The sequence below is a fragment of the Synechococcus sp. BMK-MC-1 genome (assembly GCF_014279955.1).
In the GTDB taxonomy this organism is placed as follows: domain Bacteria; phylum Cyanobacteriota; class Cyanobacteriia; order PCC-6307; family Cyanobiaceae; genus Synechococcus_C.
Genome location: NZ_CP047939.1, coordinates 1,187,091 through 1,211,153 on the forward strand (window position 1 = coordinate 1,187,091; position 24,063 = coordinate 1,211,153).

The window sequence follows — 24,063 nt, forward strand, 5'->3', positions numbered from 1 at the left end:
CAGGATCAGCTGGATAAGCGGAACCTAGTCAGCTTCCACGCGCAATGCCTCCCGCATCATCCGTTGCACGCGTTCCTGCACGGATTCGTTGGTCATCCGATTGTTCAAGCGTTCCACCAGCAGGGGGAAGGCGAGTGGTCCCGGTCGGGGTGTTGGGCAGTGCAGGGTGTCCCCTCGGCGGATTCGCCTCAGAGCAGAGCGCAGTCGGGGCAGCTCGAGCTGCTCCTGCAACACCTCGTCTCTGGCTTGCCGAAGCAGAAGGTTGTTGGGTTCGTGTTTGCTGAACACTTCCCACAGCAGCGAACCGCTGATCTGAAGTTGGCCCGTGGATTTGTTCTTGCCGGGGTATCCCTGCACCAGCAGCCCCGCCACCTGGGCAATGCTGCGAAACCGGCGTCGGCACAATTCCGAAAGGTTCAGGGCCTGCTCCAGATCCTCTTCCAGTGATGCGTCATCGAGGAGCGTGTCGAGATGGTCCTCCAGCAGCTGATCGATGGGATAGCCCCTCGGTGCCAGCAGTTCAAATCCGTAATCGTTCACCGACACGGTGATCGTTCCCCTCTGCACGCGCGTGAGGCGCGTCGCCCACAGGAAGCCGAGTCCCTCATGCACGAAGCGGCCTTCAAAGGGGTAGGCGTAGAGGTGAACCCCCTCTCGAGTCCGGCAGGTTTCGATCAGCATCTGATCGCTTGCGGGCAGGGTGGAGAGATCCATCTGCCGCTCAAACAACGGTTCCAGGGCCTTGAGTTCCGGTGTGTCGAGCTCCCCGCGCCCGGCCCGAGCGACTTCCTCGCGCAGATGGTGGGTGAGCAGATCAGACAGCGACATCTGCCCGCCAGCCCAGGCTGGAACCGCCGTGCTTTTTTTGGTGGTGCTTTTTACATAAGCCGTCATTTCGCGCAGACGCACGAACTCCAACTGGCGTCCGGCAAAAAAGAACACATCCTTGGGCTTGAGCTGGCTGATGAAACCTTCTTCCACGTGACCGAGCACCGAGCCGCGCACGAAGCGCACGCGAATGGACGGAGCGGAGGTGATTGTGCCGATGTTGAAGCGGTGCAGCCTGGCGATGGCCGTCTCGCGGATCACGAAGCGTCCGTCGTCTGTGGCTTCCAATTTCCGGTAGCGGGGATACGCCCCGAGGCAATCGCCCCCCTGCTCGAGAAAGCGCAGGCACCAGTCCCAGTCGCTTTGCGTCAGTTGCCCGTAGCTGGCGGTGGCACGAATGGCCTCCAGGGTTGATGTCGGACAGAAACCCGGTCCGCAGGCGAGGGTGGTGAGGTGCTGCAACAGCACATCCAAGGGGGCATGGGGTGGGCGTCGTTCCTCCACCAAGCCGTTCTCCAGTCCGCGGCGCACGGCACTGAGCTCCAGCAGTTCAAGAGCGTTGGTTGGCATGAACAACACCTGGGAGGTTCCCCCAGGCAGGTGGGCCGAACGCCCGGCTCTCTGCAGCAGGCGGGCCAGATTCTTGGGAGATCCGATCTGCACCACCTGTTCCACCGGCTGGAAATCAACCCCCAAATCCAGGGAGCTGGTGCAGACCACCCAAAGCATGGTCCCTGCTTTCACCGAGGCTTCAATGGCCTCGCGCTCGCTGCGATCCAAAGCGCTGTGATGGAGAGCCAGCAGTCCCTCCATCTCAGGGCAGGCGTAGCGCAGGCATTGAAACCAGCGTTCCGCCTGGTTGCGGGTGTTGGTGAAGAGCAGCGTGCTGGTGGTGGGAACCAGGGATCCCACCAGGTCTTCGTAGCGTCTGAGGCCGAGATGCCCTCCCCAGGGAAAGCCATCAATGCTGTCCGGGAGAATGCTGCTCACGCTCAGTCCCCGCTTGGGGGCTCCGGTGATCAGACAGGGTTCACATCGGTCTCCGAGGGCATGCCGTGCCGATTCCTCCAGATTGCCGATGGTGGCGCTGATGGCCCAGGTCTGCAGCCCGGGGCGTTGTTGCCGCAACCAACTGAGCGCCAGCTCTGCCTGAATCCCCCGCTTGCTGCCGATCAGTTCATGCCATTCATCGAGGATGACGGTGTCGAGGGTCTGAAACAGGCGCTCGCAGTGTCGACCAGCCAGAAGCACGCAGAGCGACTCAGGCGTGGTGATCAGAATCTCTGGTGGCGATTTGATCTGGCGTGAGCGTTCGGCCGTTGGCGTGTCTCCATTGCGGATGGCGACCCTCAAGGGCCATTGCATGGCGTCGATCGGATCTTGAATCGCCAGGGCGAGGTCGCGGCTCAGGGCCCGCAGGGGCGTGATGTAGAGGAGTCGAACGCCCTTTGCTTCGGAGGGTGACGCGAGCATGTGGGCGATGGGCCCCATCACGGCCGCATAGGTTTTCCCCGAACCAGTGGGCACCTGAATCACCCCGCTGCGACCCTCGAGATGGGCCGCCCAGGTGGACCGTTGGAAGGGCATCGGGGTCCAGCCCTGACGCCCAAACCAGCGCTCAATCGGGATCAGAGGATGGGTCAGATCAGCAGAATCCTCGAAACGGCGACGCAATCAATCACTCTTGAACCCACCGGAACCCATCTTGATCAGTCATTGGCTCTGGTTGGATCCATCAATGGTCGCTCGCACAAAGTTGGATGGCTTCGGTAAGGGAGTCGGCACTGTCCGCGGTGCGGTCATGGCGCCAGCGCAGAATTCTTGGGAAGCGAACAGCCAGTCCGCATTTGTGGCGTTTGGATGGCTGAATGCCCTCAAACCCGATTTCAAACACCAGATCGGGAGTCACCGATCGCGTTGGTCCGAATCGTTCCACTGTGTTGGATCGAATCCAACGATCGAGCTCGAGAATTTCACGATCGTTCAGGCCGGAATAGGCCTTGGCAAAGGTCACAAGCTGATGCTGATCAGGATCAGCTGCGTGGCGATCCCAGAGGGCAAAGGTGTAGTCGGTGAACAGATTGGCGCGGCGTCCACGTCCTGCCTGGGCGTAGATCAGCACGGCGTCCAGGGTCATGGGATCGCGTTTGTGTTTCCACCAATGGCCGCGTTTGCGTCCACTCAGGTAGGGGGATTGCCTCTGCTTCAGCATCAGCCCCTCCGCTCCTTCACGCACGGCCTGCTGGCGCAGGGTGTCGAGCTCATCCCAGGAGCTGAGTGCTTCTCCAGCGCTGATGCGCAGCTGTCCCGTGGATCGAGCCTCCTGCATGGAGTCCAGCAGCAGGTTCATTGCCGCGAGGCGCTCGTCCAGGGGGCTGTTGCGACGATCCTCTCCACCGGATTCGAGCAGGTCGTAGGCCACGAAACAGGCCGGGCAGTCCTCACGAAGTTTCCGGCCCACGCTCTTGCGACCCAGGCGGCGTTGCAGGTCGCTGAAGGGTCGCGGTCGGTCGTCTTCGGCAGCCCAGCAGATCACCTCACCGTCAAGCACGGTGTCATCGGCCAGGGACGCGGCCATCGCAATCAGCTCCGGAAACTGTTCATTGATCAGTTCCTCCCCACGACTCCAGAGATAGGTGCCGCTGTTGCGTTGGATCAGCTGCCCGCGGATCCCGTCCCATTTGTGCTCCACCCACCACTGTTGTGCCGGCGTCTCCCGCAGGGAGTCCAGTTGCAGGGGACTGGCAAGAAAAAACGGATAGGGCACCGGTCCCCGATTGGTGCGTTCCGTTGTGGGTGTTGTGGTGAGCGCTTCAAACCAGCTCCGTGACGGTTCGCTCGGGGCCATCAGCCGCTCCAGCACCAGGGCCTCCTCCAGGGCAAACCCCTTGGCGATCGCCTTCACCACAAGCCCCCTGGCAACGCCGATCCGAAACCCTCCTGTGAGCAGCTTGTTGAATAAAAAATGCCGCTCATCCGGCACAGAGCTCCAGATTGTGAGCAGGGCTGCACTCTGAGTGGTCGGCTCGAGCAGCGCCAGTTCCGGCAACAGCTCTTCCATCCACCAGTGCAGGGGCGGGTTGGTTGCGATGGTTTCGATCCAGGCGTTCAACCTGTCGTTATCAGCCTGAACCGGAATGGACCCTTTGAGCTGCGGCCACAGCAGCGCGAGGGTCTCTGCAGAATCACCAACATGGCTCTGACAATCGTCGAAGAGCCAGTCGGGAATGGCGTCGCACGCCTGCAAAATCTCGCGAAGCCGGCGACCGGTGATCAGGCGTCGCCGCTTTTCACCCATCAGAAGCAACACGCTCCAGGCGCTGTCGTGGGACTCGCCAGCACGGAGATGGTCGGCAATCAGCGCGACCTTGCGCGCCGTGCCCGTGGATTGATCCAGGGCATCGATCAGCGTTGCGAAATCATTCATTCCAAGGGAAGGACGGTGCTCCCCGTCAGTAGCTCCAGCGGTTGAGATTGCTGTTGGCAGGGCCTGTGACCTGAACGTTGCAACCGGGAACCTTGGCGGCAGCACTGTTGAAAGCGCTCACGTAGGCCTTCACATAACCGCCATCGGCATAGCGATTTAGCGCTGCCTGCAGCTGTGCCAGGGAGGTCCCGACCTGATCTCTGCTGAGCACGCCGGCCTCGAGGCCAGCGCAGATGTCAGCTGCTGCGCTGCTGCCGTCAGCCGGAAACACCACCGTGTTGATCTGCTCAATCCTGACCGTGACGTCCTGTGCTGCGGCAGGCGTGGGCGCGACAGCGACGAGGAGCCCCAAGCCCATCAGCGCAAAACGGGGGTTCAGCATGGGTCTCGATCCGGGGCCTGACCCTAGTTCAGCTGAGCTGTTCGAGGGGGCGGGCATCGAGTCCGTGCCGCTCTCTGAGGTAACGGGAGAGCACATCGTTCTGGCCGTGCGTGACGTAGATCGTTTTGGCCCCCGACTCGAGCACGGTTCGGATCAAGCCCTGCCAATCGGCATGATCGCTGAGCACGAAACCCCGTTCGTAACCGCGACGCCGGCGTGCACCACGAACGGTCATCCAGCCGGAGGCGAAGGCGGTCTGCGGAGAACGGAAGCGGCGCATCCAGGCCGAACGGTGGGCCGATGGGGGAGCAAGGATTAACCGTCCGGCAAGCGTGTCTTTGCGCTGCAGGGCACTCACCGGTTGGCTTGGCGTCATGGCAATTCCAGCCATTCGGTAGCTGCGGGTCACGGTTTCGACTGCCCCATGCAGAAGGACTTCGTCTTCAACGCCGATGGCATGCAGTTCGGCCATCAAGCGTTGAGCCTTGCCGAAGGCGTAGCAAAACAGCAGCGAAGGGCGCTCCCGATCACCCTGCCACCAATCGCGGATCTGCTCAGCGATGCGCTGCCCCGGTTCCCACGCGTAGATCGGCAGTCCGAAGGTGGCCTCGGTGATCAACACATCACAGGGCACCACCTCGAAGGGGTCACAGCTGGGATCGCTGCAGCGCTTGTAGTCACCAGTCACCACCCACACTTCATCGTTCACACACAGGCGAATCTGAGCCGACCCGAGCACATGCCCGGCACTGTGAAACGACACGCAGGCCTGATTGAGCCAGAACTCGCGGCCGTAAGGCATGGCATGGAGTGTGATGTCTTGCCCGAGTCGCTGTCTGAGGACGCCTTCGGAGGACGCAACGGCCCAGTATTCGTCACAGCCAGGCCTGGCGTGATCAGCATGGGCATGGGTGATCAGCGCGCGCCTGACTGGCCTGGACGGATCAATCCAGGCATCCGCTGCTCGGCAATAGAGACCGCTATCGGTGTGTTCGAGAAGCGCCATCCCCCCCATGCCGTTCAGCGGCTCATCTCAAGCATGCGCCGGATCGGAGCCTCAGCCTTCGAACGCAGGGATTCGTCCATCGCGATCTGCGGTGAGAGGGTTTCCAGACAATCGCGGAGCTTCTCCAGGGTGTTCAGGCGCATGTAGGGGCAGGCATTGCAGCTGCAGCCATCGAGGCCTGGCACATCGATCAGGGTTTTGTCAGGAACCCGCTGCTTCATCTGGTGGAGAATTCCAGGCTCCGTCAACACAATGAATGTGTCTGAAGGGCTTGATTGCGTGTAGTTGAGAAGCTTGCTGGTGGAGCCGATGAAATCGGCCAGATCCAGGAGATTCTCCAAACATTCCGGGTGGGCGATCACTTCAGCCTGGGGATTTTCAAGCTTCAGGCGTAACACCGCCTCCTCACTGAAGGTTTCATGCACAATGCATCGCCCAGGCCAAAGGGTGAGCTCCCGGCCGCTCTGGCGTTGCACCCAACGACCAAGATTCTGATCTGGAGCAAACAGGATCGGCCGATCGGCCGGCAGCTGATTGACCAGGTCCACTGCATTGCTGCTGGTGCAGATCAGATCGCTCTGTGCTTTCACCGCCGCAGTGCAATTGATGTAGCTCACCACCAGGTGATCCGGATGCTCAGCGCGGAATCGGGCGAATTCATCGGCTGCACAATCATCCGCCAGGGAACATCCCGCGTCGAGGTCAGGCAGCACCACTGTTTTCTCTGGGCTGAGGATCTTTGCGGTTTCAGCCATGAAATGAACGCCGCAGAACACGATCACATCCGCAGCGGTGCTGGCCGCTTTGCGTGAGAGCTCGAGGGAGTCGCCGATGAAATCAGCGATGTCCTGAATGGCAGGCTCCTGGTAGTAATGCGAAAGGATCACAGCGTTGCGTTCCTTGCGGAGTCGGTTGATCGCCGCGACGAGGGCGGGGTCAGCGCTCATCTGAGCCTTCTGGGGCAGGATGGTCCCAGCCTAGGCAGTTGCTCTGACGTCGCTCCGTCTTGCCATTGCCGGGGATCTGCACGGTGACTGGGGAGACCGGGATGCTGGATTGGCGCAGCAGCTTGGTGCTGATGCCCTGCTGTTTGTCGGCGATCTCAGCGATGGCGATCTGCGTCTTGTCAAACGGATCACCCAGCTGACCTGTCCGGTGGCTGTGATTCTTGGTAACCACGACCGGGGCAAGGACCGCAGTGGTGCCCGGCTTCAGCAGCAATTGACGCTGCTGGGCGATCGCGATTGCGCCTGGGCACTCCGCGCCTGGCATTCTCCAGCCGTGGGCATTGTCGGCGCCCGTCCCTGCAGCGCTGGGGGTGGGTTTCACCTCTCTCAAGCGGTGCAGGCCGTGTACGGCCCGGTGACGGAAGAGGAATCAGCCCGTCGAATTGTTGAGGCCGCCCGCCGTGTTCCCAACGACTGGCCGCTGGTGGTGCTGGCCCATTGCGGTCCTACCGGTTTGGGGTCTGAGGCGTCCAGTCCCTGCGGACGCGACTGGAAAAACCCTGCGATTGATTGGGGTGATCGTGATCTCGCGTTGGCCTTGGAGCGCATGAAGGAGCGGCGGCGCGCTGATCTCGTGGTGTTTGGGCACATGCATCACCATCTGCGTGGGGGGCAAGGGGAACGCAGCACCTTTCACCGTGACCGCGCGGGCACGCTGTATGTGAACGCTGCCTGCGTTCCACGTACGGGTCTTGATGCATCTGGGGAGCCACTGCATCACTTCACGTGGGTTGAATTCGAGGGCACCGTGCCCACTCTTGTGAGTCACCGCTGGTACCGGCCGCAGGGTGATCTCGCTTACGAGCAGACGCTCCACCGCGCGGGCGTGCAGGGGGGCACCTGATGCTGATCTACGTCTGCATCAGCAGCCATGGTTTCGGTCATGCCGCCCGTCAGGCCGCGATGCTGAGGGAGCTGCACGCCCTTCGCCCCGACTGGACTTTGGTGATCAGCACGATGGTGGATCGCCACTTCCTCGAGCTCGTGTTTCGGGATCTTCCCGTGGTGTTTCGCCCCGTGCAGTGGGATGTGGGGATGCTCCAGGCCGATGCTCTCGGTGCCGACCCGGCCGCCACCCTGGAGGCATTGCAGGATCTGGAGGACGCCCTTCCCCAGCGGCTGGATCAGGAAGTGGCCTGGATTCGCAGGCAGGAGGCGCCAGTGCTTGTTGTCGGCGACATCCCACCGGTGGCAGCCGAACTCGCCGAGCGGTTGCAAGCTCCCTTGGTTTGGATGGGTAATTTCGGCTGGGACGACATCTACGAGCCCCTGGGGTCCGCCTTCGAGGGATGGGTGCGCCGCACGCGCGCGTGTTATCAACGCGGGTCCTTGCTCCTGCGCTGTCCGTTCTCCTTGGCGATGCGCTGGAGCGTGCAGGAGATTGCGTTGACGTTGGTCGCCGCTCAACCCAGGCCGATCCCTGGAGCGTTGGTGGCCGAGTTGCAGGAGCCCCCATCACCGGCTGTGCTGGTGGGCTTCGGTGGGCTGGGTTTGGGGCTTGACCCTGCGTTGTTCCAGCGTTGGCCCGATCACCGCTTCTTGCTCAACAGGCCGCGCAATCCCGATCTCAGAGACCATCTCGCGTTGATCAAGAACGTGACCTTGCTCCCCGACGACGTTCGCCCCCTGGATGTGATGCCCTACTGCAGGCGACATCTCGGAAAACCGGGTTTCAGTAGTTTTTGCGAGGCCATGGCAGCAAATCTGGGACTGCATGTGGTGCAGCGTGACGGCTTCGCCGAAGCCGCCGCCTTGATGGATGGTCTTCGCCAGCATGCGTTCCATCGCATTCTTCGGCGCGAGGACCTTGAATCGGGCCGCTGGGGTTTGGATCAGCCGTTGCAGCCGCCCAGCCACAACAGGCTTGCTGCCACGGGTGCGCTTGAGGCAGCCCAGGCTGTGCAGAGGGTCGCTATTGATACTGTTCAGCGGATCTGATCGCCTCCATAGGCCTGGCTTATTGCTGCTCTGATCCCTGCGCTGGTCTGGCCCTGCTCGCGGTTGGGGCTGATGGTCGGGGCTTGGACGATTGTCCGTGTGTCACAGGGCGCCTTGGTGCTGGCCCCTCTGTTCGACACAGTCGGGCGGTGTTGATTTCAACATTGGAGTTCTGAATTCCGCTTTTAAAGCATTCATAACTTCTTGTTCTTCGGCTTCATTGCATGACTTTCCTTGCTCGTTCCATCTGTCGTGTTCTTCCGGCAGTGTCAGCAAGTGTCCTGCCCCTCCTCTCTCTCTCTGCTCCTGCCGGGGCCGTTCTACCTCCGGTTGGTAATGATCGTTCCCGCCTGGTGATGCTTCCTGAGGAAGCTGAGATTTCTGCCCTTCCTTACATCATCACGCCAGAGCGTCGGGCGATGCTCAACACCATCCGTTTTGCGGAAGGAACCTGGAAGGGCGGTTTGGATCTCGGCTACAGGGTGATGTTCGGTGGAGGATTGATGCCCTCCATGGACCGTCATCCCAACCGAGTGATTTATTCCTCCCGTTACGCCAGTGCAGCAGCGGGTGCGTATCAGTTCATGCCCTTCACCTGGGATTTGGTGAAGCGCAGCCTCGGCGTGCGTGGATTCGGGCCGGAGGTTCAGGATCAGGGTGCCCTCTTCCTGATTCAGCGCCGCAAAGCTTTGAGCCTCACTGATACCGGAGTCATGACTCCGCTTCTCGCGGCCAAGCTGGCTCCTGAATGGGCGTCCTTTCCCACTCTGCGCGGACGCAGCTACTACGGCCAGCCTGTGAAGCGCTTTACGAATCTGAAGGGCTTCTACAACTTGAACCTGGCGCAGTTGCGCCAGATCCGTGACGCGAAGCGCGATGCTTTGGCGGATAAGGCTTCCGAAACTGAGACCGGCATGCCGAAAGCCCCTGTCTGCACAGGCCCCACCATTCTCTGTGGGATGCCCTGAGACCCAACCTCAGCGCTCCCACGTGGGATCACTTACTCCTTCGACTCGCTTAAGCGCCTCCCCACGGTCGCTTGCGCAATCAAGTAAGCGCCAACGGCACCCCCGATGAATCCCATGCCGTTGCGAATCAACGGCAGCAGCTCGCTGGTGCGTGTCACGACAGGAGCGATCCCGAACACCCCAAACAACATGATCCAAAGAGGAGAGAGGAGTAGCAGCCAGGCCCAGGCCACGCGCTCCCCTTCTTTGCGGGGATAGGCCGCAAAGCCGGCGATCAAGCCTCCGAGCACTGAAGTACTGAGCGTCCAGAGCCATTGCTCGGTGGGCAGGCCCGGAACCACCTGGCAACCACCGCGATCGAGACAGAGTTCCACCGCATCAATCGCAGCGAGCAGCGCGCCATCCTCGCCATGGTCGCGCACGTAGTACTGATTGCCGTAGCGGGTTTGCAATTCCACCCACCAGGTGCGAGGCATCAGCGCGAAGAACGCATCGCCCACGTTGAAATTGAGCAGGTTGCCGCCCCGTGGGTCGCCCACCATCAGCAAGCTGCGCTCATCGAGCCCCCAGAACTCCTTCACGGCCAGACCTGGGGTGCGTTCGTACTGGGTCAGTACCCTGATCTTCCAGCCACTGCGTTGCTCGAAGGCATCCAACGAGCCTTCAAGCGATTGCAGTTCCTTCGTACTGAACACTCTGGCCAGATCAATCACGGGGGTCGGGTGATCTGGAAGCAGTTCGGGGTTGTCGCTGGCTTGAACGGGGGAGGCCAGCAGGAGCAACAGGGAAAGGCTTAGGAGTGCCGCCCAGCGACAGAGTGTTCGGCGGAAGCCCATGATCGTCAACGTCTGCCCGCCATTCTCACCAACTGATGGTCTCGGATGTGTGCTGCCCAGCCTGGTTACTGGATCGACTTCGGCAATCCGGAGGAGAGATTCCCTTTTCAATGTTCATGGATTGGGCCCTTCATGACCCTGTCCATGGAGCGTATGGGGCGGGCCATCTGACGGTGGGGCCTGATGGTGATTTCGCGACATCGCCTTCTCTGGGTGAGGACTTCGCTGATCTGCTTGTGGATCAGCTCGTGGATTGGCTTGGGGACCTCGGGGAGCGCCACCCCGATGACCGCCTCTCCGTTGTGGATGTTGGCCCAGGTGAAGGCACGCTCACGGCGCAACTCATCCCCCTCCTTCGCCGCAAAGCACAGGCTTTGGCTGATCGTCTGGACTGTGTTCTTGTGGAGTGCAATCCAGGAATGGAATCGCGGCAGAAGCAGCGTCTCGGTGCGTCTCCTGCCATTCCCTGCCGCTGGACGTCCCTCGAAGACCTACGGCGCAATCCCTTGATTGGCGTTGTGGTGGCCCATGAGCTGCTGGATGCGCTCCCCGTTGAGCGTTTGGTGCTCAGGGCAGGCACTCTGCATCGTCAGATGGTTCGTCTTAGGGACGAGGGGACCTCAGCACAGATTCATCTGGCAGAAGGCTCCTTCGAAGGAGAGCTCAGGGCACAGTTTCAGGAGGACTGTGCCCGCTCAGGGATGGTGATCCCACCCGCTGGGGCAGAGGCTGGCTGGACCACGGAATGGCACGCCTCTGTGTCTCCCTGGATGCGGGACGCCGCTGCGGCTGTGCGCCAAGGGGTGCTGTTGGTGGTGGACTATGCCTACGAAGCTGACCGCTATTACACCCGGCATCGCAGCGATGGAACCTTGCTTGCTTATCGAGAGCAGGTGGCGACCCATGATGTTCTTCGCAATGCCGGCACTCAGGACATCACAGCCCATCTCTGTGTGGAAGCAGTGGTTGCAGCAGCTGAACGCAATGGCTGGATGTATGAGGGGCAACGCCGCCAAGGAGAAGCTTTGCTTGCCCTTGGTTTGGCCGAACGTTTCACTGCCCTGCAGTCGCTTCCCGCTGCGCAACTGGGCGAAGCACTGCAGCGCCGAGAAACCCTTTTGCGGTTGGTAGACCCAGCCTGTCTTGGTGATCTGCGTTGGATGGTGTTCCACCGGCAGAGCGAACGACACGAAGATGAGCCTTGGACACGCAGCCGTTTGCTCCGCGATCCTCCAGCGCTCAGTGCTGGCTCGTCAGACACTGCCTGACGTCGTCATCACGGATCTGATCGCTGATCAGCACGGATCCAATGGCATCCGGCAGCACAAACCGCAATTGGCCGTGGCGGACCTTTTTGTCGGAGCGGAGGGTGTCAAGGACTTTGTCGATATTCAGTGAAGGCCACGCCGTGGGAAGCCCTGCCTTCTGGATCAGGGTCAATTGACGTTGCTGATCGCTGTCCGTCCAGAGGCCTTTGTTGACGGCCAGTTGCCCCACAGTTGCCATGCCGATGGCAACAGCTTCACCATGCAGCCACGTGCCGTAGCCGGTGAGTGTTTCCACAACATGACCGAAGGTATGGCCGTAATTGAGAATGGCCCGGCGTCCGCCTTCGCGTTCGTCGGCGGCAACCACGGCGGCTTTGGCTTGGGCGGATCGCTCGAGAATGGTCTGGAGCAGCTCCGGCGTCATGCGGCCAGGATCGCTGAGATCCTCAGCCTGCTCGAGACGTTCAAACAGCTCGGGATCGCCGATCACTCCGTATTTGATCACTTCCGCCATTCCGGCACGGAACTCTCTGGCTGGGAGTGTTCGCAAGGTGAGCGGATCGATCATCACCAGTGATGGTTGATGAAAGGCCCCAATCAAGTTTTTCCCACAGGGATGGTTCACGCCGGTTTTGCCTCCGATCGAGGCATCCACCATGGCCAGAAGAGTGGTGGGAACTTGAATCACTCGGATGCCACGGAGCCAGCAGGCAGCGGCGAATCCAGTCATGTCTCCCACCACTCCGCCACCAAGAGCGAGCATCAGCGAAGTGCGTTCCAGGCCGTTGTGTTGGGCGGCGTCAAGAATGAACCTGAGGGTGTCGAGTGTTTTCTGTTCTTCGCCCGCATCGATCGTTAAGAGCACAGGTTTCAAACCTGCCGTTTCGAGACTGCTAAGGCATTGGGCGGCGTAGTGATCGGCCACGTCCGGGTTGCTCACCACGAGAATCCGAGTTCCAGCGCGCACTTGCAGAGCCGAGATTGCGTCACCAACACGGGCCAGCTGGCCCGAACCGATGATCACGTCATAGGGGTTGCGTTCGAGGGCAACACGGATCCTGGATTCTGGTTCCATTGCCGTCGTGGTCTTTGAGGTCGTGGTCACTGACCCTATCCTCGGCTCGAAACGTTTCGGGTTGGATCGTGATGAAATCCGAAGGTGATCGCCGCCGAACCCTCACGGCCTGGAGCTTTTTGAGTCCTGCGCTCATCCTGCTGGCTCTCTCGGTTCTGATTCCAGCTGCCATGGCGCTGGTGATGAGTTTCACGCAAACAGGCCTTGATGTTTCCGAGCCCCTGCGTTTCATCGGATTCGCCAATTTGCGACGGTTGGCCGCTGATCCGATGTTTTACAAAGTGCTGGGAACGACCCTGCTGTATCTCATCGGAGTGGTTCCACCCATTGTTCTCGGTGCCCTCAGCTTGGCTGTGCTTGTGAACCGGGCGATCCCTGGAATTCACGTCATCCGGGCAGCGCTTTACACCCCTGTGCTTGTTTCGATTGTTGTTGCAGCGATCGCCTTTCGCTGGCTTTATGCCGAAAACGGTTTGATCAATGGTTGGCTCGGCGCTCTGATTGGCTCCGGCTTTCTTCCGATCGACTTTCTCTCCAATCCAGTCTTGGCGCTTCCTTCGGTGATGTTGGTCACGCTTTGGAAAGGACTCGGTTACTACATGGTGATCTTCCTGGGCGGACTGCAAGGCATCCCAGGTGAGCTTTATGAAGCTGCTGAACTCGATGGCAGTGAGGGCTGGAGAAAGCATCTCGACATCACGCTTCCTCTGCTGCGTCCCTATCTCACTTTGGTGGCCGTGATCTCTGCGATCGCTGCCACCAAAGTGTTTGAAGAGGTGTTTTTGATGACCCAGGGGGGACCTGCTGATTCCACACGCACGCTTGTTTATTACGTCTACGACCAGGCCTTTGCCGAGTTGGAAATCAGTTACGCCTGCACAGTGGGACTGGCTCTGTTTCTGATCGTTCTGTTGCTAACAGCTGTGCGCTTGGCCTTCAGCGATGAGCGTTCTCTGATTTAGTTCAGTCCCTGGCTCGATGCTGCTGTCTGATCTCCGCTCGGATGGCAAGCTTCAGGTTGAGGACGAGGCTGACATGGGGAGCGCTGACGGCGCAATCGGTGTGATCGGTGGCGGGCAGTTGGCTCGGATGCTGTCGGAGGCGGCTGCTCTCCGCGGCATTGATGTGTTGGTTCAAACCTCATCCGAAGCGGATTGCGCTGTGCCTGTATCCACCCGATGGGTGCAGGCCTTACCCACCGATCAGGACGCGACGCGAGACCTTGCCCGTGATTGCGGCGGCATCACTTTCGAGAACGAGTGGGTGACGGTGGACGCGCTGATGCCTTTGGAACGCCAGGGCGTGACCTTCGTGCCCTCCCTGGCCAGCCTGGTTCCCCTCGTCAACAAACTGTCCCAGCGACGCCTGCTCGACGATCTTTCCATTCCCAGTCCCCGCTGGATCTGTCTGGCCGAGATCAATCCAGGATCACCAGCGCTGCCTCCTGGTTGGACCTTCCCGGTGATGGCCAAAGCCGCATCCGGTGGGTACGACGGGAAGGGCACGTGCATCCTTAAAAATCTCAATGATCTGGCCCATCACCTGCGCAATGTGCGTGCTCAGGATTGGTTGCTGGAGAGTTGGGTGAACTTTGAGCGGGAGCTCGCTCTTGTGGTGAGTCGTGATCGACAGGGGCGAATCCGCCATTTACCGCTGGTGGAAACCCATCAGAGTCATCAAATCTGCGACTGGGTTCTTGCCCCTGCGGAAGCGGAGCCCTTGCTCGAGGCAACCGCTTACAACATTGCAGCCTCTTTGCTCACTCGCCTTGGATACGTGGGTGTGATGGCTCTGGAGTTCTTCTACGGCCAGGAGGGGTTGTTCGTGAACGAAATCGCTCCACGCACCCATAACTCGGGTCACTTTTCCATCGAAGCCTGCTCCAGCAGTCAGTTCGACCAGCAGCTGTGCATCACGGCAGGGTTGCCGGTGCCCTCCACAGAACTCGTGGTGGACGGTGCCTTGATGGTGAACCTTCTGGGGTTGCAGGACGCTGCTGCCGATGGCCATGACCACAATCTCCAGGATCGGCTTGCCCGGCTTCGGTCGATTGCCAATGCCCACGTGCACTGGTATGGCAAGCAGGAACTTCCCGGTCGCAAAGTGGGCCACGTCACGGTTGTGTTGCGCGAAGAGCACGCCGAGACCCGTCGACAGATGGCGATGACAGCGCTGAATCAAATTCGTGAGGTGTGGCCGAATCCCCTAAATTGATTGTTGAACTACCCCGTTGGTGACAGCCTTCTTCTAGTGCTCTGATCTGACTCTCTTTCGACTTGGGGCAACTGTCGTGATGGTGCCGTAGACCGGCCTCGTAGCCGGAAACGAAGCCTCACTTTGTCGCCCCTTCTGGTAACTCCAGGTCGATCACTGGGGCTTGCACGGCTGGGTGGTTCACCCCCTTCAAGGGCATGAGGCGGTGATCCGCTCCCGCAATTCCTCTTTGCTCAGTGGTGTCACCACAAACACCTCCTGGGCGCTGGTGCCTCGGCGCGCCACCACCTTGAATCCCCCAGACACCGGGGTGGAAATTCGCAGTTGCAAGCCAATGCAGCGACCCCTGACCCGACTGAACACTCCGGGAGTAATGGTTTGAATCGCTGGGTCCCTGGCCAGCTTCTTCAGCCAAGGAATCAGTCCCTCGACGTAGGTGCTGTGCGTGATCACGAGGCGTCCCACAACCAGATCAACAACGTCGTATGAGCTGGCCGAAGCTAAAGGATCTGGCTACAGAGAAGACAACGATGCTGTCTAGCCATGCTTCGATCCGTTGACAGCCTGCGCCTTGAAGTGACCGCTCCACTCAAGGACCGCTGCGGTCCCCAGGCTCGCGTCCTAACAGCGGAACTGCATGGTGACGAAGTCAGGGGTCTGGCTTTTTGTCCCGGGAAAGTGATGCGCTACGTGCTGGTTGCCCAGAACCGGACATTGAAAACCACAGAACTGCTCAAGCTCACCCGCACGAGCCGACAGCCGGCGGCCTGACGTTGGTTAGTCAAGTTCGCTGCTGAGAACGGACGTTAGTGCCTGCTCAACCTTGCGTTGAAACAGGTTGGTATCGACGCGAAGGAGCATCACGCCAGCGATGAGTAACCCGATGGCTTGCACGATGAAGACGCCTGCATAAGCACTGAAACTGTTCTGAGATCCGCTGAATTGACCAAAGAAGCTGAGGAGAGCACCACCTCCGATGGTGGCGAGTCCTCGGGCGTAGGCCTGCGCCAGCCCCCACACACCGATGAAGGTGCCAGCCATTAATGGAGAGGTGAGGCCCAGCATCAGGGTGAGGCTTGCATTGGTGCTGATCCCGGCTGCAGCACCAAAGAGAAAGAGTGCTCCCTTGAACAGAGGTTCGGAGTTCATGCCACCGGCGACCACGATCAGAAGCACGAAAACAGCCGATAGAAGACCTCCCAACAGGGCGGTGCGTTGGGCTCCAAGCCTGGGGACAAAGAGAAAGCCTGTTGTGGCGATGCCAAGCAATGTTCCGATTCCCCAGATGGCATTCAACCTGGTGGTGGCGCACACATCCATCGCGAAGATTGCTCCTCCATAGGGCTCGAGAACGGCTTCTTGCAGGAAGAGAGAAAAGGTGAACAGCGATAACACCGCAAAGAAATATCCCACCTGTGGAGAGGCTCTCAGAATCGTCCAGGACGCCCCCAGAGAGATTTCCTGATCGTTGCTCTGGGCTTGTCCGACCTTGCTGTTGGTGAGTCGTGGTTCGACACCCGCGATCGCGATCAGCACGAGAGCGAAAATCACCATGGGGGCAATGGCGATCAGGCGCTTTACCCCAGCGATCACGTCCGTGAGCTCCGAGCTTGCGCAGGAGGAGCCGAGAAAGGAACTCAGAAGGATGGCGCCGACGACAATTCCCAGCATCAACATCGACCAAACGATCGAAACCAGAACAGGACGTTGCTTCTCCGTGCTTACATCCACCAACAGGGCTGCAAACGGCGTTGAACTCGCTGAAATCGCAATGCCGTACAGCAGAAAAACGACGGCCAGCAGCAACCCTCGTGTGATCACAGCTGACGTGTCATCCAGCATGGATGCAGCAGCGATCCAAAGCACCATCCGACCGGCAATCCAGGTGAGTGCGCAGAATGCAGCGGCTCCTCCGATGATGAACGGGGTTCGGCGCAGCCCCCTCCAGCGGCAGCGATCCGATCGTTGACCAAACCACACCCGGGTGAAGGCAACGAGCTGCTGGCAGCCGAGGGCGAGGGCTGTTAGCGCGGCGGGAACAGCGAATTCTTCAATCAGAAGCCTGTTGAAGATCCCCAGGGTGAGCACCGACAGCGCGCCCAAACAGGCCTGAAAAAGACCGAGGCGGATGGCGAGCAAGACAAACTTGGCCGAACCCATGGGGGTTGATCACATGCCCGTGAACCCTACGCTCACTAACAGCGTTCAATTGGAGCCATCGTTAGGCCTTCAGCTCCAAGTTGCTGGTGGTAGAGCTCTGCTTGCTCGAGAGGACCACACCAAACCTCCGCTGCACCCTCACCATCGATGCGATGGGCCAAGGACCAGGCTTTCTCGGTGTTCATGCCAGGAATGATCCTGCACAGACTCTCCACCACATGCTCAAAGGTGTTGAAGTCGTCGTTGAGAACAATCACACGCGCTTGGGGATAGCGCTGCGCTTGCCGATCCCTTTCAAGAACGGTGGAAACGCCCGGTGATGACGAAGTCATGAGAGCTCGTGAACAACTGGCCTAAACCGGCTAACACCTTAGGTAAAATTCCCGCAACCACGTTTAAGACATGCTGTTCACCCTGGCCTGGGCTTCTCTTGCAGCTGTGTTCAGCTTTTCGATCGCCATGGTGGTGTGGGGGCGCAACGGTGACGGCACGCTGAATTTCTGAGGTGCTCGCAACAGTTGAATCCCAGTTGCTGAATCAAGGCTTGGCGGTCACGGCCACAGCTCTGCTCGTGTTCGTGAGTGGTGCTGTGATTTATCTGTCTACCATTGAGTGGAGAGACCGTCGTCGCCGGCGTTCACCCAGTGGTCGCAGTTGAGTCCAGTTCATTCGGCCGTCGGTTCATTGCTTCAGGGCTCAAGTCTTGTCCTGCCACTGCGCTCGGACTTTCTCTGGTCATCCTTGGGTCGATCATCGGCCTGGGGTCGACGGCGAGTCGCAAACTCTCTCAGCGTGATGCAACCGCGCGTTCCCTCGCTCGGTTGGCCGAAGGGTTCACCCTGATCCAGAGCTTTCAGGGGGATCCACGTCGACCTGTTCCCGCGCTTTGGAATGCTCGCCTTGGTGTCAAGCCGGCGCGTGATCTTTGGAAGCGTCAGGGAGGCATGCTCTGGTGGCAGGCTTGGTCATTGGACGGAGAAGCCTATTTGCTCCTCCCCGCAACATTGGCCCCGTCTCAAGCGCAGCGGTCCATCGGTAAGCGCTACGGCTCTCTGGTGGTGATTGGCACCGATCAGTTGCACCGTGAGCAGTTAACGCAGCGCATCAAGGCGGTGACGCCTCAAAGGCCAGCCTTGCGTGAAGGTGGGCTGTTTCAGTCTTGTCTCGACTCTCTCTCGACACGACCCAGTGTGTACTGGACCGCTGATGCCTTGGCCTCCTTGAGCGGTGCTCTCGCCCCCTTGCTGCAGCAAGGACGGGAGGGATGCATGCAACTGCGCCTTCAGGGACGGGCTTTGCAGTGGAGTGGTGTGATTGCACAACGCCCACTGCGCACCAGCGCGGTGAAAGCGCCATTGGTTCGCTGGCCCAGCGACAACGATGAGGCAGTGGCCGCTGAGCCTTCAACCTTGCTGCGTGTCGACGGGTCTGCGTTGCAGTTGATTTTTGGAACCCTGATGAGTCGGCAGATCATTCAGGTTCCTTTGGAACAGAACTACGGCATTAACGAGGCGTTGCGATCTCGGATCAGTGCGTCACCCTTTTCGCTACGACTCGTGGCCCGGCCTACAGGCCTGTATCGGGCAGGGCTGCAACTACAGATTCCCGTTCCCAAGGACCAGGCTTCGTGGTTCAAGGTGCTCACTGCCGTCAGTGAGAAGCTGAAACGTCGTGGATTCTCTCCACTGCAACGAGCCGATGATTCGGGGCCACAGGGAGAGCAGCTGTGGTCCAAAACCGATGATCCCCAAGCCACCATCGTCGGTGGCTGGCGTTGGCTTGGAGACAACGACCAACGGCTGCTGAGCGTGGGCTTTGGCATTGAACCTGAAGGAACGCCGTTCATTCGCAATCTCGCCGTGCCCGATGCGGCGTCCCTGGTTGTTCAAGCTGATCCACTGACGCTGGCCGGCATGGATCTCCTCAGTGGACGTTGGCCCAAGCCGATGACCAAGGCATCAACGCTGACCTTTGAGGTCAAACCCTTAGAGACCCGCCAACCGGCCAAAGGGCTTTGGCGGTTGGTGGGTCAACTGACATTGCCTCAATCTTGAGGCTGCTTGTTTTCAGAGGCCTGGCGTTCCCGCTTGCGGCGCTCGGACGCGAGGGTCTCCTCCATCAATTCGACCGCTTGGGCCATTTTTTCAAGGTTGTTTCTGTACAGGCTGAGATCCTTCTCCAGACGAGGCCTCGACAGTCCGATCTGCTCACCGATGGTGTGAGCTGTCTTGCAGAGCTCCTCGGGATCTTGCGAATCGCCCTGGGCAGAGGACAAGAGCGAAAACAGACCGACAGCCATCAGTCTCGAATAATGGAATTGCTCGCCAGCGATGTCGGCAAGACAGGTGGCAAGGGGGGCGGGAGCTCCATCACCTTTCGCTTGCAGCCAGGTCTGAACCTCGTCGACGCTGTGACCGGACACAGCTTGCTCCGAGCCTTCGGCGAGGGATTTCAGCTCTTCGGCGTTGAAGCCATTGCAACTGCAAAGGGCATCGAACAGCTGGGGGAGGTGATCAGCAGGTCGGTATCCCTTGGTAAAAGCCGTGAACACCTGCCGCAGGCCAACAGCAAAGAGTGCATTGGTCTTGAACTGCGTCTGGTGACTGAGCAGATGCAGTTCCACAAGCAACTCATCGGCAGTGCGTCGATAGAGAGATGGAATCACGTAGGGAAAGGCTGCGTGAAACGCTCTCTTGCTGTCTGCGATCGTCCGAAGCCCTGTCAAGGTTTTCTGCAGCTGATTCAAGGCACGACCATAGCGCTGACGATGCCGCCGTTAGGATTGAGTCAGTGTGCAAGTTCAGCATGATCCCCATCGTGATCGAGGAATCCGGGCGCGGGGAAAGAGCGTTTGACATCTATTCCCGTTTGCTGCGGGAGCGCATCATTTTCTTGGGAGAGGCTGTCACGAGTGAATCAGCCAACCGTATCGTTGCCCAGCTGCTTTTTTTGGAGGCAGAAGATCCGGAAAAAGATATCTTCTTGTACATCAATTCACCTGGTGGATCCGTTTACGACGGACTGGGTATATTTGACACGATGCAGCACATCAAACCCGATGTGCAGACCGTCTGTGTTGGTCTTGCGGCAAGCATGGGAGCATTCCTGCTTTGCGCAGGAGCGAAAGGAAAAAGAAGCAGCCTCCGTCATTCTCGGATCATGATTCACCAGCCCTTGGGCGGTGCCCGTGGTCAGGCGAGCGACATCAGAATACAGGCTGATGAAATTCTGTTCCTCAAGAACCGTCTGAACCAAGAGCTGTCGGAGCGCACATCTCAGCCATTGGAGAAGATTCAGGAAGACACGGACCGTGACTTCTTTATGTCACCCAATGAGGCTGTGGATTATGGGCTGATCGACAGTGTGATCGACAAACGTCCTGTGCACTCCGTTTAATCGACTGCGATAAAAAAATCCACTCAGATCAGTTCGGTGACTTGAGTGGATTTTTATATGGTTGATTGTTAGATAGACAAATCTTTTTTACTAGTTCGCAATTCGTTCCAAAGCGATTTGATCTCAGCATAGGCCTCGCTTTGCTCAATTTTTCCGTTGGCTTGTAAGCCAACGATCAAGCCCACACGCTCAGCGAATTGCTCAAGATTCTGATGGAAAGCTAAGCGTTCCGGAGACCAATCATCTCCCCGATAACTGCTGAAACTCTCAAGTGGAGAATGGATTCCTTCTCCGGGCTCCATAGACCAACCGAAAAATCAATCATGGAACCCGGAGGTTAAATCTCAGCTAAGAACGGGAGAGAAGCGTTCTTTTTCGGGGATGTTGGTAACTTTGGCTACCATGTTTCTGAATTCATCTCCGTCGAGCGTTTCTTTCTCGATCAGTAGCTCAACGAGATCGTCCATGAGCTCTCTTTGGGCGCCAACAAGCTCCAGTGTTTCCTGGTAGCACTGCATCACAATGTTGCGAACTTGGTCATCGACTTGTTTTGAAATGGCTTCCGAAACATCACTCCGGGTCATCAGGTCGCGTCCAAGGAACACTTCCTGACTGCCACCTTCCAGAGACATGGGACCAAGGTTGCTCATGCCGAAGCGGGTCACCATCTGACGGGCCATCGAAGCGACCTGTTGAATGTCTCCACCCGCTCCGGTGGTGACTTCAGAGCGTCCGAACACCACGTCTTCGGCGGCGCGCCCACCAAGGGCTCCCATAATGCGCGCCTTCAGCTGGGAACGTGAGACCAGCATCTGCTCTTCATCCGGCGAGAACCAGGTCAAACCCTGCGCCTGGCCCCTTGGAATCAGGGTGACTTTCTGAACAGGGTCGTGGTCTTTCACCAGAGTGCCCACAAGGGCATGCCCAACTTCGTGATAAGCGATCAATCGCTTGCTCCGACCGTCGGTGAGCGGTTGACCTTCCATGCCAGCGATGATTCTGTCGACGGCATCGTCGATCTCCGAGAGGCTGATCGTTTCCTTACGACGGCGGGCGGTGAGGATTGCTGCTTCGTTGAGAAGATTGGCCAGGTCGGCTCCGGTGAACCCGGGGGTGCGTCTGGCGATGCTGTCGAGTGAAAGCTCGGGATCGAGTTTTTTATTTCTGGAATGCACCTCCAGAATGGACAGACGGCCTTTAATGTCCGGAGCGTCAACAGTGACCTGGCGATCGAAGCGACCGGGACGCATCAGTGCAGAGTCGAGAACGTCGGGACGATTGGTTGCGGCAATGATGATGATTCCGCTATTGCCTTCAAAGCCGTCCATTTCTGTGAGCAACTGGTTCAGGGTTTGCTCACGTTCGTCGTTGCCACCACCAATTCCAGCGCCTCGTTGACGGCCAACAGCATCAATTTCATCAATGAAAATCAGGCAAGGGCTGTTCTCTTTGGCACGCTTGAAGAGATCGCGAACGCGGCTGGCACCAACGCCAACAAACATCTCCACGAACTCCGAACCGGAGAGGGAGAAAAAGGGAACACCAGCTTCACCAGCAATTGCTTTGGCAAGCAGGGTCTTGCCCGTGCCCGGAGGGCCAACCAGGAGCACACCTTTGGGGATCTGTGCACCAACTGAGGTGAATTTTTCGGGCTGCTTCAGGAAGGTGACAACTTCTTGAAGGTCTTGCTTGGCCTCGTTCACGCCGGCAACGTCGTCAAACATCACGCCGGTTTCGGCCTCCATCGCAAACCTGGCCTTCGTCTTGCCGAATTGCATGGCTTGACCCGGTCCCCCAGGCATGTTGTTGGAACGCCGCGCCAGGAAAATCAAGGAACCGATCAGGAGCAGAGGGAACAACAGGTTCCCGAGCAGACCCAGGGCCGGTGGTGCTGTTTTTGGAGGGTGGATGTCGAAGCTGATTCCCTCCGCCTTCAGGGTGTTGATCAGCTCGGGGGCAAGCCCAGGAAGATCAACTCTCAGACGTTGCACTCGGTTGTCGAGGTCGGGGTCGACGGCTTCCACGACGGCGTCCCGTCCTCCGTCATAGATATCGACAGAGGTGACCCGCCCTGCTTGGACGTAATCGAGGAAGCGTCCGTAGCTCATGCGGGCAACCGCAGTGTTTCGCGGAGCCACGGTGGGACCACCAGGCTTGAGACCGTTCAATCCACCGCTCCCCAGCACCTGCCAGGCCAGCACCAGAGCAATCGTGATCGGGAGACCCCAAAGAAGGATCTGGCGCCAGCGTTGGTTCATGGATCTCGTTTTGATTGGGTGATCGTAAGAGCTGTAGGTGTTGAACTGCAGACGCAGAGCGTTTTAAAGACTGCGCAATGCCGTGATCGGATCAAGTTGAGCTGCTCGTCGAGCCGGGACAACTCCGAAAAACAGGCCAATGGAGCCTGATAAGCCCACGGTGACCAGAACTGTGGAGACTCCAATCGCTGCTGGCAGGGGAGTGAACGCTGAGACCAAGGCGATGGCTCCGTAACCAGCTGCGGTGCCGATCACTCCGCCAAGGCTGGCCAGAACGAGGGACTCAACAAGAAACTGACGCAGAACATCGGAACTTCTTGCGCCAAGGGCCTTGCGCAGACCGATTTCCTCGGTGCGCTCGCTGACCGACACCAACATGATGTTCATGATCCCGATACCACCCACCAGCAGCGAAACGCCTCCGATCGCTCCCAACATCAGTGTGAGTCCACCGGTGATTGTGCCAACGATGGTGAGGGCGTCCTGCTGGGAACGCACTGCGAAATCGTCGTTGCGCAGGATCTTGTGCCGTTGCCGAAGAAGATTGGAGATTTGAAATTTCGCAGCCCCGGTGCTTTGTTCCGAGAGCGCTTCAGCACTGATGAAACTCAGACTGACGCCATAGGTGGGATCGCGTCCCGTGAGTCGGCTCACCATGGTGGTGAGTGGGATGTAAGCATTTTCATCCTGATTGGAGCCGAACACGGCTCCCTTGGGCGCCACCACACCAATGACCGTGAAACTTTGATCACGGATCCGCAGGTTTTGGCCAATGGCACTACCGCTGGGGAACAGTTTGTCTCGCAAATCAGGGCCAATCACCACAACAGTGCGCGCGGCTTTGACATCTTGTTCGGTGATGAACCGCCCCCTGGAGATCTCGAAACTTCTCACAGGGAGAAATTCAGGTGTGATTCCAAAGATCGCTGCGGTGCTGCTTCTTGCGCCCGCCTGCACAACCTCATTGGCATTGATCTGTGGTGCCACCCGCTTCACGCTCGGCACCTGCTCCGCAATTGCTTCAGCGTCTTCCAAAACGAGTGTCTTTGGAAACGCCACGCCTTGCCTGCGGGTGTCGTTGCTTCCGGGCACCACGAACAGCACATTGGCGCCGAGGGTGCTGAGCTGACTTTCCGCGAGATTCTGTGCGCCCCGGCCCACGCCAACAAGGGTGATCACGGAGGCATTGCCGATCACGATCCCCAGCATGGTGAGAAGGCTTCTCAGTCGATTGGCTCTCAGTGTGGTGAGAGCCATCCCGACGGTTTCGGCGATGGGCAGGTTGCTCGCCATGGGTTCG

At 59.0% G+C, this 24,063-nt stretch carries 25 protein-coding genes and 1 other RNA gene; 12 read left to right on the plus strand and 14 right to left on the minus strand.

The genetic code is table 11. The annotated features are described in order from the left end of the window. Positions 1–24: 24 nt before the first annotated feature. From SynBMKMC1_RS06760 to nadA, 5 genes are all read right to left on the minus strand, one after another. Positions 25–2,472, minus strand: coding sequence for a ligase-associated DNA damage response DEXH box helicase (locus tag SynBMKMC1_RS06760; RefSeq protein WP_186473361.1), 2,448 nt, complete (start codon positions 2,470–2,472; stop codon positions 25–27). Between the two features lie 91 nt (positions 2,473–2,563). Further along, on the minus strand, positions 2,564–4,255 hold the full coding sequence (locus tag SynBMKMC1_RS06765) for an ATP-dependent DNA ligase (protein WP_186473173.1): 1,692 nt from the start codon (positions 4,253–4,255) through the stop codon (positions 2,564–2,566). Between the two features lie 25 nt (positions 4,256–4,280). Next, positions 4,281–4,637: a hypothetical protein gene (locus tag SynBMKMC1_RS06770; RefSeq protein WP_011933103.1), complete on the minus strand. Its 357-nt coding sequence runs from the start codon at positions 4,635–4,637 to the stop codon at positions 4,281–4,283. A 28-nt stretch (positions 4,638–4,665) separates the two neighbouring features. After that, on the minus strand, positions 4,666–5,643 hold the full coding sequence (locus SynBMKMC1_RS06775) for a ligase-associated DNA damage response exonuclease (RefSeq protein ID WP_186473174.1): 978 nt from the start codon (positions 5,641–5,643) through the stop codon (positions 4,666–4,668). Between the two features lie 14 nt (positions 5,644–5,657). After that, positions 5,658–6,590, minus strand: coding sequence for a quinolinate synthase NadA (nadA, locus tag SynBMKMC1_RS06780; protein ID WP_186473175.1), 933 nt, complete (start codon positions 6,588–6,590; stop codon positions 5,658–5,660). Positions 6,591–6,699: 109 nt separating this feature from the next. Between nadA and SynBMKMC1_RS06785 the strand changes: the two genes are divergently transcribed. From SynBMKMC1_RS06785 to SynBMKMC1_RS06795, 3 genes are all read left to right on the plus strand, one after another. After that, on the plus strand, positions 6,700–7,494 hold the full coding sequence (locus SynBMKMC1_RS06785) for a TIGR04168 family protein (protein WP_255486350.1): 795 nt from the start codon (positions 6,700–6,702) through the stop codon (positions 7,492–7,494). Beyond that, on the plus strand, positions 7,494–8,588 hold the full coding sequence (locus SynBMKMC1_RS06790; RefSeq protein WP_186473176.1) for a hypothetical protein: 1,095 nt from the start codon (positions 7,494–7,496) through the stop codon (positions 8,586–8,588). Before SynBMKMC1_RS06785 ends, SynBMKMC1_RS06790 begins: the two co-directional genes overlap by 1 nt. 224 nt (positions 8,589–8,812) lie before the next feature. Continuing rightward, a complete protein-coding gene (locus SynBMKMC1_RS06795; RefSeq protein WP_186473177.1) occupies positions 8,813–9,556 on the plus strand; it encodes a glycoside hydrolase family 104 protein in 744 nt (247 codons plus the stop codon). A 32-nt stretch (positions 9,557–9,588) separates the two neighbouring features. Here the strand turns inward: SynBMKMC1_RS06795 and SynBMKMC1_RS06800 are convergent, their stop codons facing one another. Further along, positions 9,589–10,392, minus strand: a complete 804-nt coding sequence (locus SynBMKMC1_RS06800) for a TPM domain-containing protein (protein ID WP_186473178.1) — start codon at positions 10,390–10,392, stop codon at positions 9,589–9,591. Positions 10,393–10,427: 35 nt separating this feature from the next. Between SynBMKMC1_RS06800 and SynBMKMC1_RS06805 the strand changes: the two genes are divergently transcribed. Then, entirely contained in the window at positions 10,428–11,660 is a 1,233-nt protein-coding gene (locus tag SynBMKMC1_RS06805) for a class I SAM-dependent methyltransferase (RefSeq protein WP_186473179.1), read from the plus strand. On the opposite strand, the gene aroB is transcribed toward SynBMKMC1_RS06805, so the two are convergent. Continuing rightward, positions 11,632–12,735, minus strand: coding sequence for a 3-dehydroquinate synthase (gene aroB, locus SynBMKMC1_RS06810; RefSeq protein ID WP_186473180.1), 1,104 nt, complete (start codon positions 12,733–12,735; stop codon positions 11,632–11,634). The two genes, SynBMKMC1_RS06805 and aroB, sit on opposite strands and share 29 nt — an antisense overlap. 71 nt (positions 12,736–12,806) lie before the next feature. Between aroB and SynBMKMC1_RS06815 the strand changes: the two genes are divergently transcribed. The 3 genes from SynBMKMC1_RS06815 (at position 12,807) to ssrS (ending at position 15,135) form a co-directional block, all read left to right on the plus strand. Continuing rightward, complete coding sequence (locus tag SynBMKMC1_RS06815; protein ID WP_011933113.1) at positions 12,807–13,697, plus strand: carbohydrate ABC transporter permease; 891 nt, start codon at positions 12,807–12,809, stop codon at positions 13,695–13,697. A 73-nt stretch (positions 13,698–13,770) separates the two neighbouring features. After that, the gene (locus SynBMKMC1_RS06820; RefSeq protein ID WP_186473364.1) at positions 13,771–14,949 is read left to right on the plus strand and encodes a 5-(carboxyamino)imidazole ribonucleotide synthase; all 1,179 of its coding nucleotides are present in this window, start codon (positions 13,771–13,773) and stop codon (positions 14,947–14,949) included. Positions 14,950–14,951: 2 nt separating this feature from the next. Continuing rightward, positions 14,952–15,135: non-coding RNA, 6S RNA (gene ssrS / locus SynBMKMC1_RS06825), on the plus strand. A gap of 3 nt (positions 15,136–15,138) precedes the next feature. Here ssrS and SynBMKMC1_RS06830 read toward each other — a convergent pair. Further along, a complete protein-coding gene (locus tag SynBMKMC1_RS06830) occupies positions 15,139–15,414 on the minus strand; it encodes a DUF2103 domain-containing protein (protein ID WP_011933115.1) in 276 nt (91 codons plus the stop codon). Positions 15,415–15,492: 78 nt separating this feature from the next. Here SynBMKMC1_RS06830 and SynBMKMC1_RS06835 point away from each other — a divergent pair, with 78 nt between their 5' ends. Further along, positions 15,493–15,720 (plus strand): hypothetical protein, encoded by a 228-nt coding sequence (locus SynBMKMC1_RS06835; protein ID WP_186473181.1) that lies wholly within the window; start codon positions 15,493–15,495, stop codon positions 15,718–15,720. A 6-nt stretch (positions 15,721–15,726) separates the two neighbouring features. Here the strand turns inward: SynBMKMC1_RS06835 and SynBMKMC1_RS06840 are convergent, their stop codons facing one another. Together SynBMKMC1_RS06840 and clpS are read right to left on the minus strand one after the other, a co-directional pair. Next, on the minus strand, positions 15,727–17,109 hold the full coding sequence (locus SynBMKMC1_RS06840; protein WP_186473182.1) for a BCD family MFS transporter: 1,383 nt from the start codon (positions 17,107–17,109) through the stop codon (positions 15,727–15,729). Between the two features lie 35 nt (positions 17,110–17,144). Beyond that, positions 17,145–17,441 carry an ATP-dependent Clp protease adapter ClpS gene (gene clpS / locus SynBMKMC1_RS06845; RefSeq protein ID WP_011933118.1) on the minus strand — a complete coding sequence of 99 codons (297 nt, stop codon included), beginning with the start codon at positions 17,439–17,441 and terminating at the stop codon, positions 17,145–17,147. Between the two features lie 70 nt (positions 17,442–17,511). On the opposite strand from clpS, the gene petN reads away from it, so the two are divergent. From petN to SynBMKMC1_RS06860, 3 genes are all read left to right on the plus strand, one after another. After that, positions 17,512–17,613 carry a cytochrome b6-f complex subunit PetN gene (gene petN, locus SynBMKMC1_RS06850; RefSeq protein WP_006041398.1) on the plus strand — a complete coding sequence of 34 codons (102 nt, stop codon included), beginning with the start codon at positions 17,512–17,514 and terminating at the stop codon, positions 17,611–17,613. 1 nt (position 17,614) lies between these two features. Further along, on the plus strand, positions 17,615–17,767 hold the full coding sequence (locus SynBMKMC1_RS06855) for a hypothetical protein (RefSeq protein WP_186473183.1): 153 nt from the start codon (positions 17,615–17,617) through the stop codon (positions 17,765–17,767). Positions 17,768–17,930: 163 nt separating this feature from the next. Then, entirely contained in the window at positions 17,931–19,163 is a 1,233-nt protein-coding gene (locus SynBMKMC1_RS06860; RefSeq protein WP_255486351.1) for a hypothetical protein, read from the plus strand. On the opposite strand, the gene psb29 is transcribed toward SynBMKMC1_RS06860, so the two are convergent. Next, positions 19,154–19,834: a photosystem II biogenesis protein Psp29 gene (gene psb29, locus SynBMKMC1_RS06865; protein WP_186473185.1), complete on the minus strand. Its 681-nt coding sequence runs from the start codon at positions 19,832–19,834 to the stop codon at positions 19,154–19,156. The genes SynBMKMC1_RS06860 and psb29 overlap by 10 nt on opposite strands. Before the next feature lie 80 nt (positions 19,835–19,914). On the opposite strand from psb29, the gene clpP reads away from it, so the two are divergent. After that, positions 19,915–20,505 (plus strand): ATP-dependent Clp endopeptidase proteolytic subunit ClpP, encoded by a 591-nt coding sequence (gene clpP, locus SynBMKMC1_RS06870; RefSeq protein WP_011933121.1) that lies wholly within the window; start codon positions 19,915–19,917, stop codon positions 20,503–20,505. A gap of 68 nt (positions 20,506–20,573) precedes the next feature. Here clpP and SynBMKMC1_RS14535 read toward each other — a convergent pair whose 3' ends face one another. From SynBMKMC1_RS14535 to SynBMKMC1_RS06880, 3 genes are all read right to left on the minus strand, one after another. Further along, positions 20,574–20,807 carry a hypothetical protein gene (locus SynBMKMC1_RS14535; protein ID WP_011933122.1) on the minus strand — a complete coding sequence of 78 codons (234 nt, stop codon included), beginning with the start codon at positions 20,805–20,807 and terminating at the stop codon, positions 20,574–20,576. A gap of 42 nt (positions 20,808–20,849) precedes the next feature. Further along, the gene (gene ftsH, locus SynBMKMC1_RS06875; protein ID WP_186473186.1) at positions 20,850–22,763 is read right to left on the minus strand and encodes an ATP-dependent zinc metalloprotease FtsH; all 1,914 of its coding nucleotides are present in this window, start codon (positions 22,761–22,763) and stop codon (positions 20,850–20,852) included. A 63-nt stretch (positions 22,764–22,826) separates the two neighbouring features. Further along, positions 22,827–24,056: an ABC transporter permease gene (locus SynBMKMC1_RS06880; protein ID WP_186473187.1), complete on the minus strand. Its 1,230-nt coding sequence runs from the start codon at positions 24,054–24,056 to the stop codon at positions 22,827–22,829. Between the last annotated feature and the right edge of the window lie 7 nt (positions 24,057–24,063).